This window comes from Microbispora sp. H13382 (assembly GCF_014161445.1).
Classification (GTDB): domain Bacteria; phylum Actinomycetota; class Actinomycetes; order Streptosporangiales; family Streptosporangiaceae; genus Microbispora.
The window spans coordinates 1-632 of sequence record NZ_JABBXA010000063.1 but is presented as its reverse complement, the minus strand read 5'-3'; the positions used below and the strand labels follow the sequence as shown (position 1 = coordinate 632).

Annotated in this window: 1 protein-coding gene; it reads left to right on the top strand. The window is 69.1% G+C overall.

All coding sequences use genetic code 11. The annotated features are described in order from the left end of the window. Nucleotides 1–632 (top strand): SGNH/GDSL hydrolase family protein (locus HHX41_RS39500; RefSeq protein WP_220504855.1); only part of this gene is annotated, 632 nt, incomplete at both ends.

The following is a 632-nucleotide window of genomic DNA, read 5'->3' as shown; positions in this document are numbered from 1 at the left end:
GCGGAGTCCAACGGCGGGGTGCGGGTCATGCCGCTGGGCGACTCGATCACCGAGGGCACCCAGGTGCCCGGCGGCTACCGGATCGGGTTGTGGCAGCGCCTGGCCTCCGGCCGCTACACGATCGACTTCGTCGGATCGCAGTTCAACGGGCCGGGCAACCTGGGCGACCACGACCACGAGGGACACCCCGGCTGGCGGATCGACCAGATCGACGCCAACATCACCCGCTGGCTGCAGACCTACACCCCGCGCAGCGTGCTGCTGCACATCGGCACCAACGACGTCCTGCAGAACTACAACGTCTCCGGCGCGCCGCAGCGGCTGTCCACGCTGATCGACCACATCACCGCCGCCGCGCCGAACGCCGAGGTGTTCGTCGCGACCATCATCCCCCTGTCGAACTCCGGCCAGGAGTCGGCGGCCCGGACGTTCAACGCGGCGATCCCCGGCATCGTGCAGTCCAAGGTCAACAGCGGCAAGCGCGTCCATCTGGTCGACATGCACAGCAAGCTGACCACCGCCGACCTGATCGACGGCATCCATCCCACCGCGACCGGCTACGACAAGATGGCCGCCGCCTGGTACGCCGCACTCCAGACGGTCTCCGGCAGCATCGGCCAGCCCGGCGGCAC